Origin of the sequence: Paraburkholderia strydomiana (genome assembly GCF_046030495.1) — a bacterium.
Taxonomy (GTDB): domain Bacteria; phylum Pseudomonadota; class Gammaproteobacteria; order Burkholderiales; family Burkholderiaceae; genus Paraburkholderia; species Paraburkholderia strydomiana_A.
In genome coordinates this window covers 158,521-173,301 of record NZ_JAQQCJ010000007.1, presented here as the reverse complement: position 1 = coordinate 173,301, position 14,781 = coordinate 158,521, and the positions used below count along the sequence as shown (strand labels likewise).

Annotated in this window: 11 protein-coding genes and 1 tRNA gene; 6 read left to right on the top strand and 6 right to left on the bottom strand. The window is 63.4% G+C overall.

The annotated features are described in order from the left end of the window. The first annotated feature begins 35 nt into the window (after window positions 1–35). Together PQQ53_RS12020 and PQQ53_RS12015 are read left to right on the top strand one after the other, a co-directional pair. A complete protein-coding gene (locus PQQ53_RS12020) occupies window positions 36–323 on the top strand; it encodes a hypothetical protein (protein WP_121317276.1) in 288 nt (95 codons plus the stop codon). Between the two features lie 104 nt (window positions 324–427). Beyond that, window positions 428–504: transfer RNA gene (locus PQQ53_RS12015), tRNA-Met, on the top strand. 472 nt (window positions 505–976) lie between these two features. Here PQQ53_RS12015 and PQQ53_RS12010 read toward each other — a convergent pair. Then, window positions 977–1,936 (bottom strand): LysR family transcriptional regulator, encoded by a 960-nt coding sequence (locus PQQ53_RS12010; protein ID WP_408143969.1) that lies wholly within the window; start codon window positions 1,934–1,936, stop codon window positions 977–979. A 130-nt stretch (window positions 1,937–2,066) separates the two neighbouring features. Here PQQ53_RS12010 and PQQ53_RS12005 point away from each other — a divergent pair, with 130 nt between their 5' ends. After that, window positions 2,067–3,233, top strand: a complete 1,167-nt coding sequence (locus tag PQQ53_RS12005; protein ID WP_408143971.1) for a mandelate racemase/muconate lactonizing enzyme family protein — start codon at window positions 2,067–2,069, stop codon at window positions 3,231–3,233. Between the two features lie 164 nt (window positions 3,234–3,397). Further along, the gene (gene dctA, locus PQQ53_RS12000) at window positions 3,398–4,753 is read left to right on the top strand and encodes a C4-dicarboxylate transporter DctA (RefSeq protein ID WP_408324202.1); all 1,356 of its coding nucleotides are present in this window, start codon (window positions 3,398–3,400) and stop codon (window positions 4,751–4,753) included. A 565-nt stretch (window positions 4,754–5,318) separates the two neighbouring features. Here the strand turns inward: dctA and PQQ53_RS11995 are convergent. Then, entirely contained in the window at window positions 5,319–6,017 is a 699-nt protein-coding gene (locus PQQ53_RS11995; RefSeq protein WP_408324200.1) for an aspartate/glutamate racemase family protein, read from the bottom strand. 216 nt (window positions 6,018–6,233) lie between these two features. On the opposite strand from PQQ53_RS11995, the gene PQQ53_RS11990 reads away from it, so the two are divergent. Further along, on the top strand, window positions 6,234–7,526 hold the full coding sequence (locus PQQ53_RS11990) for an amidohydrolase family protein (RefSeq protein ID WP_408324199.1): 1,293 nt from the start codon (window positions 6,234–6,236) through the stop codon (window positions 7,524–7,526). A gap of 163 nt (window positions 7,527–7,689) precedes the next feature. On the opposite strand, the gene PQQ53_RS11985 is transcribed toward PQQ53_RS11990, so the two are convergent. Beyond that, window positions 7,690–9,798: a M3 family metallopeptidase gene (locus PQQ53_RS11985; protein WP_408324197.1), complete on the bottom strand. Its 2,109-nt coding sequence runs from the start codon at window positions 9,796–9,798 to the stop codon at window positions 7,690–7,692. Window positions 9,799–10,141: 343 nt separating this feature from the next. Between PQQ53_RS11985 and PQQ53_RS11980 the strand changes: the two genes are divergently transcribed. After that, window positions 10,142–11,257: an acyltransferase family protein gene (locus PQQ53_RS11980; protein WP_408143980.1), complete on the top strand. Its 1,116-nt coding sequence runs from the start codon at window positions 10,142–10,144 to the stop codon at window positions 11,255–11,257. Window positions 11,258–11,403: 146 nt separating this feature from the next. On the opposite strand, the gene folD is transcribed toward PQQ53_RS11980, so the two are convergent. The 3 genes from folD to PQQ53_RS11965 all read right to left on the bottom strand — a co-directional run bounded on the left by folD (window position 11,404) and on the right by PQQ53_RS11965 (window position 14,771). Beyond that, a complete protein-coding gene (gene folD, locus PQQ53_RS11975; protein WP_408324195.1) occupies window positions 11,404–12,264 on the bottom strand; it encodes a bifunctional methylenetetrahydrofolate dehydrogenase/methenyltetrahydrofolate cyclohydrolase FolD in 861 nt (286 codons plus the stop codon). Between the two features lie 241 nt (window positions 12,265–12,505). Then, window positions 12,506–13,435 (bottom strand): DUF2950 domain-containing protein, encoded by a 930-nt coding sequence (locus tag PQQ53_RS11970; protein ID WP_408156325.1) that lies wholly within the window; start codon window positions 13,433–13,435, stop codon window positions 12,506–12,508. A 19-nt stretch (window positions 13,436–13,454) separates the two neighbouring features. Further along, window positions 13,455–14,771, bottom strand: coding sequence for a DUF3300 domain-containing protein (locus tag PQQ53_RS11965; protein WP_408324193.1), 1,317 nt, complete (start codon window positions 14,769–14,771; stop codon window positions 13,455–13,457). Window positions 14,772–14,781: the final 10 nt, after the last annotated feature.

Below are 14,781 nucleotides of genomic sequence, written 5' to 3'. Positions count from 1 at the left end.
CACACTTTCGCACGATTGCGAGTCGGAGAGTCATCATGGCCGAACTTTACCCCGCCCTTTATAAGGACTTCGAAGTGCACCCGCTGGTGTTTTCGCGGGCGTTCGACAAATTCGACGGCCACAAGCGGCACGCCGAGGGCTACGACGTCGCGGTGCGCGTATGTCGTCCGGGTGCGATCAGCGGCTCGAAAGCGAGCCGCGTGTTTCGCCTCGTGCTGCCCGCCACGATCGCGGATTTCGGCGTGGCCAAACGCAGCGCGAGTCAGTACGGCGCGGACATCATCGATGGCAAGGTGGAAGGCGCGACGGTCCAGGATCTTTGACGCGTTTCACGAACGAGTGCCTCTGCGTATGCGATCGTTCGCGGAATAATTCGCACAATGGTTTGACGTATTGTGATCTGCCAGATATAATCTTTTTTCTCTGACGCGGGGTGGAGCAGTCTGGCAGCTCGTCGGGCTCATAACCCGAAGGTCACAGGTTCAAATCCTGTCCCCGCAACCAAAGCATTACAAGGCTTTGCAAGATTTCAGGGGCTTAGGCAGTAAGCGAAAAAGCACTCAGAAATCTGGCAAATCCGCTGTGACAGAAGCCCGCGCTAGCGGGCTTTTTGTTTTGTGGCTTCTGACGGCTTCACACTGTCGCTCTTGCCTTGCTACCTGCCGACTTCGTAACCGAACGACAGCACGCGCGCGATGTGCCTTCTCAGCCCCTTTGCTGAATCGCTTGTCGCGAGTCCTTGCAGGGGCGCGGGAAACCGAGACGCGCCGAACCCCCGAAAGAAGTGCAAATGCAGGGCGTTCCCGCGAGACTTGCATCAGGCAGTCATACCGGAGGCAGGCTTGAAGAAGCGCAGGCAGCCTTTGACGACAAGTCGGTCCGGGATATCAATCATACGGATGCCGAAACATCTTTCGCCTCGCGAATGCGCAAGCACTATACATAGCGGACAGTCACGTTGCATGCGATGCACGACTTATGCCTTGCGGCCGGCTCGCTTTTTTTGAGCGTAGATCAAAGCACCGGTTTCGACCGGGATGAACGGAGCCTGAAAATGATCGATCAGGAAATCAATGAATGCTCGCGCGCGCGCGGTCTGATTGCGCTGGCTGGAATAGTAGACAAACAGATCGGCGGACGGCAATTCCGTGTCTGGCAGGACCAGTTTTAACCTGCCGCTCTGAACATACTTCGCCAGATCCCATTCGGAACGAATCAGGATCCCATGCCCGTCGAGCGCCCAGCGCAGCACGATGTCGCCATCGTTGCTCGACAGGGCGCCTTTGACTTTCAGTGCCTCGGTGTGGTCGCCCTGCACGTACCTCCAGACGCCATAGGCATCGTTGTTCTGGCGATGAATGATGCAGCGGTGGCGGGCGAGGTCCTCGACGCGCGCCGGCGTCCCGAAACGCTCCAGGTATTTAGGGGAGGCGCAAAGAAAACGGCGGTTGCTCATGATGCGCCTCGCACTCAGCCGGCTGTCCGGAAGCTCGCCGAAACGGATCGCCATATCGAATGCCTCCTCGACCAGATCGATGGGTCGGTCGGTCACTTCGAACTGGATTTCGACATTCGGAAACCGCTTCGCGAAGTCGGACACGAGCGGCGCGATGGTCGTGCGCCCGAAGCCGAGCGTCGCATTGATCCGCAACAGCCCATGAGGGTCGGACCTGGCACCCGATATCTCGTCTTCCATCTGCCGGACCTGCCCGACGATTTGCGTCGCGTAGCGCAGATAGGTCTCGCCTTCCGGCGTGAGACTGACGCTTCTCGTCGTCCGGTTGACCAGCCGCACCCCCAGCTTCTGTTCGATCAGGCCCAGCCGTTTGGTGGCGGCCGGTGGGGTGAGATCGAGCGCGCGCGCCGCTCCCGACAGGCTTTTGAGCTTGGCGAGGAGGATGAAAAACGCGAAATCGGATGCCGGGTCGGTTGCCACTTCAGTTGTTCACCTAAAGTAAAAAATGAAATGAATCAAAGCGAATTCTAACGCCTCGATTCGCGGATAAGCTAGTTTCCATCGCAGCCAGGTGCATGCAATGCGTGCCTAAAACTCAGGAGACACTGTCATGAGAATCGTGGAAATCCGCGAAAAAACCGTTCCGATCAGCTCCCCGATCCGCAATGCCTATATCGACTTCCGGAAGATGACGCTGAGTCTCGTCGCCGTGGTGACGGATGTCATCCGGGACGGAAAGCCGATCGTGGGTTATGGCTTCAACTCCAACGGCCGCTACGGCCAGGGCAAGCTGATGCGCGAGCGTTTCATTCCGCGCATCCTCGAAGCCGATCCCGCCGCGCTCGTGAACGACGCCGGCGACAACCTCGATCCGCACAAGATCTGGGCGACCATGTTCACCAACGAGAAGCCCGGCGGTCACGGTGAGCGCTCGGTCGCGATCGGCACGATCGACATGGCGATCTGGGATGCGGTGGCAAAGATCGAGGGCAAACCGCTGTTCCAACTGCTGGCGGATCGCTATGGCAACGGCCAACCCGAGCGCAAGATTTTCGTGTACGCGGCGGGCGGTTATTACTACCCGGGTCAGGATCACGGGAAGCTGAAAGACGAAATGCGTAGTTATGTCGACCGTGGCTATACGGTCGTGAAGAAGAAGATCGGCGGGGCCTCGCTCGACGAAGACCTGCGCCGCATCGACTCGATTCTGAGCGTACTCGGCGACGGGCAGAAGCTGGCCGTCGACGCCAACGGCCGTTTCGATCTCGACACGGCGATCCAGTACGCGAAGGCGCTCTCGCAATACGACCTGTTCTGGTACGAGGAACCGGGCGATCCGCTCGACTACGAACTGCAGGCGACCTTGCGTAACTACTACGACAAACCGATGGCGACCGGCGAGGACCTGTTCTCGATGCAGGACGCCCGCAACCTGATTCGCTACGGCGGCATGCGTCCGGATCGCGATTGGCTGCAGTTCGACTGCGCACTGAGCTACGGCCTCGTCGAGTATCTGCGCACGCTCGACATGCTGCATCAGCACGGCTGGTCGCCGAGCCGCTGCATTCCGCACGGTGGACACCAGATGTCGTTGAACATCGCGGCCGGCCTGGGTCTCGGCGGCAACGAATCCTATCCCGACCTGTTCCAGCCGTATGGCGGCTTCCCCGACGGCGTGAAGGTGGACAACGGCTACATCACCATGCCCGATCTGCCGGGTATCGGCTTCGAAGGCAAAGCCGATCTGTTTGCCGAGATGCAGAAGCTGTCGGCCTAAGCCGTCAACCGGCAAACGCGCCGACTCAGGCGTCGGCGCAGCGTTCACAAAAATAGACAAAGGGAACGCAGGCGAAAGCGGTCCGTGCTCACCGCAGTGGGAAGTCCCGCTGCGATGAGCACGAGCTGACTTTCATTAAAAGATGCCACGCATAGGAGACAGTCATGCGGGTTTCAAAGATCGGAAAATATCTTTCCAGGCTCTACGTACAGGTTCTGATTGGCATTGTCGCCGGCGTCCTCGTCGGCCATTTCTATCCTGACATCGGTTCCCAACTCAAACCACTTGGCGACCTGTTCATCAAACTGATCCGGATGCTGCTTGCTCCGATCATTTTCGCCTCCGTCGTCGTCGGTATCGCTCGCATGAGTGATCTTCATGAGGCCGGTCGCGTTGGCGTCAAGGCGGTCATCTACTTCGAAATAGCATCGACGATTGCGCTTGCTGTTGGCCTCATCATCGTGAACGTGATCAAGCCGGGCAGTGGCATGAACATCGACCCCGCGCATATCGACAGTTCCGCGATTGCCGCCTACACCCACGCAGCACGGCAGCACGGCATGCTTGAGTTCTTCATGAGCATCGTTCCGAACAGCATTGTCGGAGCGTTCGCGAATGGGGATATCCTACCCATCATCTTCTTTTCACTGCTGCTCGCCATCGCGCTCGCCAGGCTGGGTCCCCGTACCGCGCCGTTCGTCGACATGCTCGATATGTTTCTTCAAGGCATGTTCGGCGTCGTGCGAATCGTGATGTACGTCGCGCCGATTGGCGCTTTTGGCGGTATGGCATTCACCATCGCGAAGTACGGCATCGGCACGCTGGCCTCATTCGGCCAGTTGATGCTGTGTCTTTATCTGACTTCGATTTTCTTCGTGGTCGTGGTGCTTGGACTGGTGATGCGGATGAGCGGACTGTCGCTGTGGAAGTATCTCCGCTACATCAAGGACGAAATTTTCATCACCCTCGGCACGGCGTCGACCGAAGCGGTGCTCCCCCAAATGCTGATCAAAATGGAGAAGATGGGGTGTTCACGCCCCGTGGTCGGCATGGTGTTGCCAACGGGCTATACCTTCAACGCCGATGGCACGGCGATCTACCTGACCATGGCTTCGATGTTCATTGCACAGGCGATGAATATCCACCTAACTCTTTGGGACCAGTTGCTGCTGCTCGGCGTGTTGCTGCTGACGTCCAAGGGATCTGCGGGTGTGGCGGGGGCCGGATTCGTCGCGCTGGCTGCCACGCTGGCTTCAATGCACAAAATCCCTGTGTCCGGGCTGGTGCTGCTGCTGGGAGTCGACCGCTTCCTCAACGAGGCGCGTGCAGTCACGAACCTGATCGGCAACGGCGTGGCGACGATTGTAGTAGCACGATGGGAAGGGGCGATCGACATGAACAGGGCCCGAGCGACGCTCGACCGTGCCAATACGAGCATTGACGCACGGGAGTCCACCGACGAGGCATTGGTGGATCGAGCGCATTCGAAAGACGCTATTATCCGGGCCCACACGCATTGAGTCGTGCAGTCGATTTCATCACGCGTATCACCGCCGTGACCACGCCATCCGACAAAGCGAACGTTCGCGGGGCAGCTCTGGATTGCCACGAACTCCCGACGTCGGGGAAGCTCGCGATCACCCCGGCGAGGCAGATGATCAACCAGCGCGACCTCTCGTTGGTCTACTCGTCGGGCGTCGCGTTCGCGTACGAGTATGAGGAAATCATGCGCGTACGTGTAGCAAGATACGCAACATACAGGTTCAGGACCGGACTGGAATTCCTGATTGACCGTGACGTTGGCCGTGCGGAGACAGGAGCGGCAGGTCCGCCGCATTGATTGGCTTGTTGTGCGCGATGCGCAGTTCCGCCGGTCATCAGCAGCGCGGCTGATGGCGAACACGCATTCATGCGGCATTCCGGTCTCGCCGCGTGCAACCAGTCGGCCCCGCTGGCGATGGTCCGGCAATCAACTGCAACGCCCTGATCGTCTGCAACCGTGACGAGGCATAAGACGTCAGCGGTATCAGGCGCCCACCCTCGACCTTGTCACCGATGCGCAGGCTATTTCACCTGATATTCAACTCACTCCGTGTCAATCGCCCATTCCACCGCCGCTTGCGCATGCAGTGCGGTCGTATCGAACACCGGCAGCGCGGAATCTTCCGGCTTGATCAGCAACGTGATTTCAGTACAGCCGAGAATCACCGCCTGCGCGCCACGCTCGGCCAATGATTGGATCACACCTTGATACACCGCTCGCGACGCATCCTTCACCTTGCCGTGACACAGTTCGTCGTAAATGATGCGGTGCACGTCGGTGCGGCCGGCTTCATCGGGAACGAGCGTTTCGAGGCCGTAGCGCTCGCGCAGGCGGCCCGTGTAAAACGTCTGCTCCATCGTATAGCGCGTGCCGAGCAGGCCAACCCGTTCGATACCCGCGGCCCGCAGCGCATCGCCGGTCGGATCGGCGATATGCAGGAACGGCACCGTGATCGCCTGCTCGATCGACTCGTACACGCGATGCATCGTGTTGGTCGCGAGCATCACGAGATCGGCGCCGCCGCGTTCGAGCTGGCGCGCGGCATCGGCCATCTGCTGACCGAGCGCGCTCCAGTCGCCCGCGCGCTGGTTCGCCTCGATCGGCGCGAAGTCGACCGTCAGCATCAGACTGCGCGCGTTGTGATGACCGCCGAGCCGTATCTTCGCGTGACGGTTGAGGAGTTTGTAATACTCGGTGGACGACTCCCAACTCATCCCACCAATCACGCCGATCATTTTCATCTGCCTGCTCCGTGAACGGATGACGGCTGCCGGAACGCCCGGTATGCACCGTCCTGAACGCCGAGTATAGGCGCGCGGCGAAGCGTGCAGCCGGTACGGATTGCGCGCCGCGCGCCGGTACGGAAGCCGGGGCGCGCATCCGGATAAAACACCGCACGACCTTTTCTGTCGCCGATAGAATCGTAACCAGTCAGAAGCGGGCAAAGGGAGAGACATATGGATCTGATCATCCGCCGCGCGATGCTGCCGTCAGGCGCCGCGCCACAGGACAGGCACCCGGTCGACATCGGCATCGATGCGGGCCGCATCGTCGCCGTCGAGGCGAACCTCGCCGCGAGCGCGGGCGAAGAAATCGATGCGGCGGGTTCGCTCGTCACGCCGCCGTTCGTCGATCCGCATTTCCACATGGACGCAACACTGTCGTACGGCTTGCCGCGTGTGAACGCGTCGGGCACGCTGCTCGAAGGCATTGCGCTGTGGGGTGAGCTGAAGCCGGAACTGACGCAGGCGGCGCTCGTCGAGCGCGCGTTGCAGTATTGCGACTGGGCCGTCGCGCGCGGTTTGCTGGCGATCCGCAGCCATGTCGACGTGTGCGATCCGCGCCTGCTCGCGGTCGAGGCCCTGCTCGAAGTGAAGCGCCGGGTCGCGCCGTATCTCGATCTGCAACTGGTGGCGTTTCCGCAGGACGGCGTGCTGCGCAGCGCCGGCGCGTTCGAGAACCTCAAGCGGGCGATCGCGATGGGCGTCGACGTGGTCGGCGGCATTCCGCATTTCGAGCGCACGATGGCCGACGGCGCGCAGTCCGTGCGCCTGCTGTGCGAGTACGCGGCGGAGCAGGGCTTGCGCGTCGACATGCATTGCGACGAGTCGGACGACCCCATGTCGCGCCACATCGAAACGCTTGCGGCCGAAACGCAGCGGCTCGGTTTGCAGGGGCGCGTCACCGGCTCGCATCTGACGTCGATGCATTCGATGGACAACTACTACGTCAGCAAGCTCCTGCCGTTGATGCGCGAGTCGGGCGTCGCCGCGATCGCGAATCCGCTCATCAACATCACGCTGCAGGGCCGCAGCGACACCTATCCGAAGCGGCGCGGCATGACGCGCGTGCCGGAGATGATGGCGGCCGGCATCAACGTCGCGTTCGGCCACGACTGCGTGATGGACCCGTGGTACAGCCTCGGTTCGGGCGACATGCTCGAAGTCGCGCACATGGGCTTGCACGTCGCGCAGATGACGGGCGTCGACGGCATGCGCGCATGCTTCGACGCGGTCACGGTGAATGCCGCGCGGATTCTCGGTCTGGAAGGCTATGGCATCGCGCCGGGATGCGCGGCCAATCTGGTGCTGCTCGACGCGCGTGATCCGGTCGAGGCGATCCGCCTGCGCGCCGCGCGGCTCGCGGTGGTGAGCCGTGGCAAGGTGGTGAGCCGCGCGCCTGCTGCGCGGGCGGCGCTGTCGCTCGAAGGGCGTCCGGCGCAGGTGGACTTCAAGCTGCATCGCGGCTAGCGGCTAGCCGCCGGCGCGCCGCGGCAAGGTTTGCGGTTCGCGTGCGCAGGCGTTGGCGCAAGAAAAAGCCGGCGCCTGCCCACGCAGGCCGCCGGCTTTCTTCTGCGGCACCGACATCGACATCGACGGCGCTCAGCAACACGCCGCTCGATGCTTGAACCGGTTAATGCACCGAGCCCGGCGCCATGCCGTTATGACGCAACAGCGCGTCGATATTCGGCTCGCGGCCACGAAACGCCTTGAACGATTCCATCGCCGGACGGCTGCCGCCCACCTCCAGAATCTCCTTGCGATAGCGCATGCCGGTCGTCTGATCGAGCACGCTGCCGCTCGCGGCTTGCGCCGCTTCTTCGAACGCGGCGTACGCGTCGGCGGACAGCACTTCAGCCCACTTGTAGCTGTAGTAACCCGCCGCATAGCCGCCCGCGAAAATATGGCTGAACGTGTTCGGCCAACGCGAGAACGATGCTTGCGGCACCACGTGAAAGCGTTCGTTGATCTCGCTCGCGAGTTCGGTGGCGCTCTTCGTGCCGCTCGCGTCGAAGCCGGTATGCAGTTGCATGTCGAACATCGAGAACACGATCTGACGCAGCGTGCCCAGACCGCTCTGGAAGTTCTTCGCGGCCAGCATCTTGTCGAACAGCTCGCGCGGCAGCGGCTTCGCTGTTTCGACGTGCGAGGTCATGTCGCTGAGCACGTCCCACTCCCAGCAGAAGTTCTCCATGAATTGCGACGGCAGTTCGACCGCGTCCCACTCGACGCCGTTGATACCCGAGACGCCCAGTTCATCGACGCGCGTGAGCATGTGATGCAGCCCGTGACCGAACTCGTGGAACAGCGTGATGACTTCGTCGTGCGTGAAGCAGGCGGGTTTGCCGCCGACGGGCGCTGAGAAATTGCAGGTCAGGTACGCGACCGGCGTTTGCACGCCGCCGTGCGAGTGCTTGTGACGGCCGCGCGCATCGTCCATCCAGGCGCCGCCGCGTTTGCCTTCGCGGGCATACAGGTCGAGGTAGAACTGTGCGACCAGACCGCCGTCCTGATTCTCCACGCGGAAAAAGCGCACGTCCGGATGCCACACGGCCGCTTCGTCGCGACGGATGCGCACGCCGAACAGCGTTTCGGTGACCTTGAAGAGCCCCTTGAACACCGCGTCTTCGGGGAAGTACTGTTTGACCTCGTTCTCGGAGAACGAATAGCGCTTCTGGCGCAGACGTTCAGCGGCAAACGTCATGTCCCACGGTTGCAGCTCGCTCATGCCGAGTTCGTTCGCGGCGAATTCGCGCAGCTCCTTCCAGTCCTGTTCCGCATGCGGACGCGCGCGCGTGGCGAGGTCTTCGAGGAACGTCATGACCTGGGCGGGTGATTCGGCCATCTTCGGCGCGAGCGAGACTTCGGCGAAGTTGCCGTAGCCGAGCATATGCGCTTCTTCCGCGCGCAGCTTCAACTGCTCGGCGAGCACCGATGTGTTGTCCCACTCAGGCTTGCCGTTGCCATATTGCGCGCCGAGCTCGGATGCGCGCGTCACGTACGCGCGGTACATCGCTTCGCGCATCGGACGATTTTCCGAGTACTGCATCACCGGGAAATATGACGGGAAGTGCAGCGTGAATTTGTAGCCGGTCTTGCCTTCGCGTTCGGCCGCTTCCTTCGCGGCTTCGATCACGTCTTCGGGCAGTCCGGCGAGTTGCGCTTGCCCGCCCGCTTCGACGATGTACGCGTAAGCGTTGGTCGCGTCGAGCACGTGGTCCGAGAAGGCCTTCGACAGCCCCGCCTGCTTTTCCTGCAGTTCGGCGAAGTGCGGCTTCTGGTCTTCCGGCAGTTCGGCGCCGGACAGACGGAAATCGCGCAGCGCGTTGCCGAGGATCTTCTTGCGCTCGCCGGTCAGCGACGCGAAATCGCTGCTCGCGTTCAGCGCCTTGTACTTCTCGTACAGCGCGAGGTTCTGTCCGACGCTCGACCAGAATTCGGTCACACGCGGCAGATTTTCGCCGTACACGGCGCGCAGTTCGGGCGTATCGGCGACGGCGTTCAGATGGCCGACCACACTCCACGCGCGCGACAGCGGTTCGGTGGCGCGTTCGACCGGCTCGACCACATCGGCCCACGACGCGGGCGTGACCGGCAGCGCGGCGCGTTCGACCGCGGCGGCCGCGTCGGCGAGCAGCACATCGAGGGCGGGCGTGACGTGTTCAGGGCGGATGTCGGCAAAGCGCGGCAGGTCGGAAAAATCGAGGAGCGGATTGTCGTGATGCGAGGGAGTAGTGGACATGAGGCTTCCTGTCTGACGCGGGTGAACGGGTAATCGGTGCATCGACGGGGCGCGCGCGGCCGCCTGTGGCACCCGATAAGAACATTATTGGGGCGGGACGCGCCGATTCCAATCCGTCGGCTGACAAATTATCAGATGTCGCGGCTCCGTGGGCGAATCGCATGCGGTATGCGGCATGCGGCATGCGGCGTGCGACATGCCGGCGGCCCCACGCGCGGTCGAGCACCTTGGGGGGCTACTGCAGCCGCTGCGTTTCTGTGCGAAAGCGAACGGTGCGCTTTGCTGCCCTGCCGCAATCTGACGTGTCGCTAGCAGTGAGCGATGTTTCCTGTCAGAGGTGTCGATGAACCCGCTTTCGCACGCTTTAAAGCGCAACGGCAACAACTTCGACCTCGTGCGGCTGCTGGCCGCCGTTGCCGTCGTCTATGGCCATTCGTATCTGCTCCAGGCGCCGGATGGCACGACTGACTGGGTGGAAAATGCGCTCGGCTTCGATGGTTTCGGCGCGTTCGGCGTCTACGCATTTTTTCTGCTGAGCGGCTTGCTGGTGACCGCCAGCTTCGACCGGCAACGCTCGGGGCCGCGTTTCGTCGCGTTGCGGATTGCGCGGCTGTGGCCGGCGGTGGCGGTCGGCTCGGTCGTGACGGTGTTCATCATCGGGCCGCTTTTTACGACGCTGCCGCTGCGCGAATACTTCGCCTCCGGGATGACGTGGGCGAACCTCGACAACTTCTCCACCATCGTGCTGAAGACCCGTTGGACGCTGCCTGGCGTGTTCGAGCACAACCGCATGCCGCACGAGATCTGTGCAACGCTGTGGACGCTGCCGATCGAAGTGCGCTGCTATCTGATCGTGCTCGTGACCGGCATGCTGGGGCTGCTGTCCAGCCCGCGCGGCGTGCTGCTGGCGGCGGCGCTCGGCGGCGCCGCGATCGTGTTGCGCGTGCATCTGCCGCATCTGCAACTGGGCACGCGGGATTTCAGCCATCCCGCCAACGGCTATTCGTTCTGGCCGGAGCCGTTCTTCATACTGGGGATGCTGCTGTACGGCTGGCGCGAGCGGGTCGACATCAACGGCCTGACGGCGCTGGGGTTCGCGATGGTGTTTCTGGTCTTTCGCGATACGACCGGCGCGCAGCCGCTCTTCTATCTGGCCTTCGTGTACGGCGTGCTATGGGTGGGAACGACGCCAGTACTGCGGCGCTTCGTGCCGCGTCACGACTACTCGTACGGCATTTATCTGTACGGATTCATGGTGCAGCAGTGCATCGCGAATAGAGCGCCGCAGTTGAGCCACGGGATGTCGCTGGTGGTCGCCGCGCCGTTGATCCTCGTGAGTGCGGCACTGTCGTGGCACTTCGTGGAGCGGCCGGTGCTGACGTGGTGTCGCACGCGCCTCGCGCCGCAGCACAGGCCGCCGGCGACAGGCATCGCTGCGGGGGATCAGGCGATCCGTTGAGGCGGTGCGCGCGCTGCGCACCGCTGCCCGTGAGTGCCGCTGTTTCCTGCGCCGGGCTTCTGTGCGCGAAGCTCGGCGCCAAGGGGGCGCGGAAAGTCTCTTCGCCGGCGAACATGCTTCGCCGGCTGTTTCTTTGCGGGCCGCCGTTACGCCTTCGCGTCCGCTTCGCGCTCGGCGGCTTCGATCGTGTTGACGAGCAGCATCGTGATGGTCATCGGGCCGACGCCGCCCGGCACCGGCGTGATGTAGCCGGCCACTTCCTTGACGCCCGCGAAATCGACGTCGCCGCACAGCTTGCCGGCGTCGTCGCGATTCATGCCGACGTCGATCACGGTCGCGCCCGGCTTCACCATGTCCGCCGTCAGGATGTTGCGCAGGCCAGTGGCCGCGACCACCACGTCGGCGTTGCGCGTGTGCGCGGCCAGTTCGCGCGTCTTGCTATGGCAGATCGTCACGGTCGCGCCGGCTTCGAGCAGCAGCAGCGCCATCGGCTTGCCGACGATGTTCGAGCGGCCGATCACCACGGCGTTGGCGCCTTTCAGGTCGATCCCGTACGCGTCGAACATTTTCATCACGCCGTAGGGCGTGCACGGACGAAACAGCGGCTGGCCGGTCATCAGCGCGCCGGCATTGGCGACGTGAAAGCCGTCGACGTCTTTTTCCGGCGCGATCGCCTCGATGACCTTGTGGCTGTCGATGTGTTTGGGCAGCGGCAGTTGCACCAGAATTCCGTGGATGCGCGGATCGCGGTTCAGTTCGTCGATGCGCGCGAGCAGGTCGGCTTCCGGCAGGTCGGCCGGATAGCGGTCGAACGACGAGCCGAGGCCGTTGTCCTGGCACGCCTTGACCTTGTTGCGCACATACACTTCGCTGGCCGGATTGTCGCCGACCAGCACGACGGCGAGGCCCGGCTGATGGCCGCGGGCGGTGAGGGCGGCGGCGCGCGCGGCGACGTCGGCGCGCAGAGTCTTGGAAAGGGCGAGGCCGTCGATCAGTTTGGCAGTCATGGTCGGGTCGAGATAGGCAGTTTGGAAAGCGGAACAGGGCGCGGACGCCTGAAGGCGCCCCGCGCGATGGCGCTTTTCAGCGGGAACGGGTCGGCACGTGAAAAGCGCGCGGCGCGAATCGGAGATAGGCGCGGCTGCGAAGTCCGACATTATACCGGGCCTGTTTGACGCGCCATGCGTGGATTCGCGTCGCGCACAGCGCGACCGCCAGGCCATTGCCCCCTTGCCGCCAAGGTCACGCTTACGGCTGCACCGCCTGCCAGCTCTCGTCCGGATCGAACGCTTTGACCGCCGCCGCTGCACGCGCCGTCTGAGGCCCGAGGTCCTTCTGATACACCTGCCCGTCCTGATTGACGATGAAACTCATCACCCCGGTCCGGCCATACTCGGCGGGCGACGCGATCAGCCCGAACCCTCCGCTCATCACGCCGTTCTCGACATGGTTTCGCGCCCCGCCTTTTGCATGCGGCCCTTGCGCGGTGAGGATCCGGTAGTGATAGCCGTGATACGCCTGCGTCGGCAGCGTGCCGTTGGGCATCGTGGCGGCGAGCGGCCCGAGCGGGCTTTCGGCTTCGCCGGGCGCCGTCGGCCAGTACAGACCGTCGTGCTGTCCGCGCGTACTGACGAAGCGCTGCGCGTAATGCTGCGTCAGGTTGTGATAATCGTTCTGTGCGTCGACATAGGCGAGCGAGGTCATGATCGCCGCGCGTTCATTGCGGCCGATGCGGCGCGTCAGCATTTCATCATGCGCGGCACGCGGATCGAAGCGCCAGCCCTGCGCCGTTTGCACGAGCGGAATCGGCAAGGTCCAGCCGCTGTCGCCGACCGCCACGTGCGCGGTGGCGTGTCCTTTGCCGGTGGCCGGATCTTCGACGATCTGATGCCCCTTCGACCACGCGCCGAGGAACTGGTAGATATCGTCCTCGCCGATGTCCGCGGTGGGGATGAAGCGACGAAAGTCGCCGCCGAGCACATGCTTGAGCGCGGGGTCGTCATTGCTCGCGACAGCGTCGACGAAAGCGTTGGCGGCAGCGTCGGCGCTCGGGTAGACGGCTTGCGCATGGGCGGTGCCCGTGACAGCCAGCAGCGCGCCGATGCAGCCGACGGCGGCGGCCAGTGTCCGAACCTGAACGCGGGCGCGCAACGTGCCCCGGGGTAATAAGCGCATCATCGAGTCTCCTCTTGAACGTTCAACGGCGGTGGCCCATGTGACCCCCGCCCCCGCCGCCGAACCTGCCACCCCCGCCGCCCATTGCGCCGCCCCCGCCACCTCTCTGGACGCCGCCTCCATGTGCGCCAAGGCCGCCACCACCCTGGTAAGACTGGCCGCCGCCGTGCGCGCCGAAGCCGCCGCCCGCATGCTGTCCACCACCTGCACGCTGTCCTTCGCCCGCCATTCCGGCGCGGCTCGCCTGGCCGCGCTGCGCGTCCAGCCGCGCGGCGTTGCCGTCGCCAGCGCCGCGCAGCGCGTTGTCGCGATTCATATTCTGCGCGTGGTTCTGCAGGTTCTGATTCGTGACGCCGCCCTGGTGAATCCCTTGCACGCGCTGGCTCGCGCTGCCGCCCATCTGCTGGCCGGTGCGCTGCTGCAACGTCTGCTGCGCCTCGGCGCGCGCGTTGTCGCGGCCGCGATACGCATCGCGCTGCGCGGCGCCGAGATTGTTGTTGACGTTGTTGCGGTTCACGTTGGCATTGCGATTCCAGTTCGTCGTGTTGCTGTTCGCGTCGATCCGGTGGTTCACATTGATGTTGTTGTAGCGGTTCACATTGACGTTGACGTCGTGCGTATTCCAGTTGAAGCCGCCCCACAGTGAGTTCGCCACGGCCACGCCGGTGCCGAACGCGAGACCTGCGGCGAGCCCGCTCGCCACCGCATAGCCGGGCGGCGGAGGCACATAGACCGGCGGATAGGCCGGATACGGCCACGTGCCGTAGACCACCGTCGGGTTATAGGTCGGCACGTACACGACCTGCGGATTGGCCGGCACGATCTGGATTGTGCTCTGTTCGACGACGACCTTCTGCTGTTCGCTCGTCTTCAGATTGCCGGCTGCCTGGGCCTGCTTGCGCAGGCGCTGCACGGAGTCCATCACGTCATTGGGCTGGGCGAGGAAGGCGCTGCCGAGTTGCGAGACCCAGTCGGGTTTCGCGGACATCGTCGCGAGCACCTGGGGGAAGGCGACCAGCGATTGCACGCTCGGGTCCCACGATTCGCCGGCGACCGCCTTGACGGCGTCGTCGCCCTGCAGCTTCGGGTTCGCTTTGGACCAGGCGGCCGCGGCCTGTACGTGCTGCGGGAACGTGGAAGCCATCAGCACCTGCGCGAGCAAGGCGTCGGGATACAGCGCGATGGGGGCCGTCAACGAATCGAGTTGTTGGGTCGAGACCTTGGCGGCGCTTTGCGCAAGCACTGCGTCCGGCATGACGAGCCCGGCGACGAGCGGCGCCCCGACAAGGGCGGCGCAGGCGAGCAAAACGCGCGAGCGATGCGCTGCAGATCGTTTCACGATGACATCC

Bases quoted from the DNA above. Each gene is read 5' to 3' on its own strand.
- PQQ53_RS11980 (WP_408143980.1), top strand. From the start codon at position 10,142: ATGAACCCGCTTTCGCACGCTTTAAAGCGCAACGGCAACAACTTCGAC.
- dctA (WP_408324202.1), top strand. From the start codon at position 3,398: ATGCGGGTTTCAAAGATCGGAAAATATCTTTCCAGGCTCTACGTACAG.
- PQQ53_RS11995 (WP_408324200.1), bottom strand. From the start codon at position 6,017: ATGAAAATGATCGGCGTGATTGGTGGGATGAGTTGGGAGTCGTCCACC.
- PQQ53_RS12020 (WP_121317276.1), top strand. From the start codon at position 36: ATGGCCGAACTTTACCCCGCCCTTTATAAGGACTTCGAAGTGCACCCG.
- PQQ53_RS11985 (WP_408324197.1), bottom strand. From the start codon at position 9,798: ATGTCCACTACTCCCTCGCATCACGACAATCCGCTCCTCGATTTTTCC.
- PQQ53_RS12005 (WP_408143971.1), top strand. From the start codon at position 2,067: ATGAGAATCGTGGAAATCCGCGAAAAAACCGTTCCGATCAGCTCCCCG.
- PQQ53_RS11990 (WP_408324199.1), top strand. From the start codon at position 6,234: ATGGATCTGATCATCCGCCGCGCGATGCTGCCGTCAGGCGCCGCGCCA.
- folD (WP_408324195.1), bottom strand. From the start codon at position 12,264: ATGACTGCCAAACTGATCGACGGCCTCGCCCTTTCCAAGACTCTGCGC.
- PQQ53_RS11970 (WP_408156325.1), bottom strand. From the start codon at position 13,435: ATGATGCGCTTATTACCCCGGGGCACGTTGCGCGCCCGCGTTCAGGTT.